This is a genomic window from Streptomyces katrae, assembly GCF_000966975.1.
GTDB classification, from domain to species: domain Bacteria; phylum Actinomycetota; class Actinomycetes; order Streptomycetales; family Streptomycetaceae; genus Streptomyces; species Streptomyces katrae.
The window spans coordinates 1-1823 of record NZ_JZWV01001542.1; the positions used below are offsets into that span (position 1 = coordinate 1).

Sequence of the window (1823 nt, forward strand, 5' to 3'; positions counted from 1 at the left end):
ACGCAGGGCCCAGCCGACACCGAGGGCGGCGCGGCGCACGGCCTCCGGGGCGCAGCCCGGGGCGAGGACCTCGACCGCGCGGTCCCACAGGTCGTCGCCCTCGCGCCCGGTACCGACGCCGCGAGCGCATCGGCGTAGGACCGGCGCGCCGCGCCCCCGTGCACCGCCGCACCCGAACCGGGCCCGGCGAGCCGGTCTGCCTCGGCCACCGCCGGGGCCGGCGCGGCGGACTCCGAGTCGCAGTCCGCCGCGCGACTGCCGGAGCCGCCGTGCGTCCCGGGCCGTGCCGGGGCGGGAACGCTCCCGTCGGCATCGGCCCCCGCGGGCCCCGCCGGGGCCGGAGCCGCCTCGGCGTCGTCGGACGCGTACCCCGCCGAAGCCGTGGCCGGCCCGTCCGCCCCCCGGCCCGCCGCACCGGCGGCGGGCGGCCCGTCGGTGCCGGTCGGGGCGGGTTCCGCGGGGGACGGCGAGGACCAGCCGCGGTCCCCCAGGGGGAGGTCGCAGCACAGCACCCGCACGCCGCGTTCCCGGGCCCAGCGGACCGCCGCCAGCTCCGGGGAGAAGTCCGCGAACGGGTAGAAGGCCAGGCGGCCCTCGCGGCCCAGGCCCGCCAGGGCCACCGGAGCGACCGTCTCCGGGTCGGCCAGGTGGGGCAGCCACGGCTGGAAGTCCGCCGGCAGTTCCACGCAGACCACCTCCGGGTCCGCGGCGTCCAGCAGCGCCGGCACCACCGCCGCCAGCGCGGGGCTGTGGTGCCGTACGCCCAGCAGGAACGGCGCACGGGAGGCGGCCAGAGCCTCCACGGCCGCCCGTGGATCAGCGGTGAGCGTCAACGCAGGCTCCCGCGCAGGTCCCAGAGCCGCCGCCACATCGCAGAGCCGTCCTCGGCCCGGCGGCGCACCGGGCCGTCCCAGTAGCCCAGCAGCCGCCCGTGGTCGGCCGGATCGTCCTTGCGCACGACACCCAGCAGATGCCCCGGCAGCAGGTCCAGCACGTCACCGCCCGGCAGGTACGCGGCCGCGACCCCCAGCGAGGCCGCCACCTGCACCGCCTCCGCCGTGGACATGACCGTCCCCGGCCGCTCGACGTCCCAGCCCTCCGCGCTGCGCCCCGAACGCAGGTCCCGGAACACGGTGACGAGCGCGTCGAGCACGCTGTCGTCCACCCCGAACGCCGCCCCGGCCCGCTCCACGGCGGCCACGGCCTGCCGGCGGATCAGCGCGGCCTCCGCGTCCGGGTCCGAGATCGGGCCGACCGTCTCGAAGTTGAAGCGCCGCTTCAGCGCCGCCGACATCTCCGAGACGCCCCGGTCCCGCAGGTTGGCGGTGGCGATGACCGTGAATCCGGGGGCCGCCGAGACCACCGAGTCCTCGGTGGCCGTCAGTTCCGGCACGCTCACCCGCCGGTCGGACAGGATCGACACCAGCGCGTCCTGCACCTCCGGCAGACAACGGGTGATCTCCTCGACCCGCACCACCCGGCCCGCGCGCATCGCCGCGAGCACGGGGGAGTCGACCAGGGCCTGCCGGGTCGGCCCCTGCGCCAGCAGCAGCGCATAGTTCCAGCCGTAGCGGAAGGCGTCCTCGGTGGTGCCCGCCGTGCCCTGCACGGTGAGCGCGCTGGTGCCGCACACGGCTGCGGACAGCAGCTCGGACAGCATCGACTTGGCGGTGCCCGGCTCGCCCGTGAGCAGCAGCCCCCGTTCTCCGGCCAGGGTCACCACGCAGCGCTCCACCAGGGCGCGTTCGCCGACGAACTTCGGGGCGATCACCAGCTTGGACGGCAGCCCGGCGCGCCGCTTGGGCAGCGCCAGCTCCTCCCCC

At 77.6% G+C, this 1823-nt stretch carries 2 protein-coding genes; both read right to left on the reverse strand.

Annotated elements, in window-relative coordinates; genetic code table 11:
* Positions 1-833 (reverse strand): DUF5682 family protein (locus VR44_RS46245; protein ID WP_342669441.1); only part of this gene is annotated, 833 nt, incomplete at its 3' end.
* Positions 830-1823 (reverse strand): ATP-binding protein (locus tag VR44_RS39020; protein ID WP_045952432.1); only part of this gene is annotated, 994 nt, incomplete at its 5' end. The genes VR44_RS39020 and VR44_RS46245, both read right to left, overlap by 4 nt.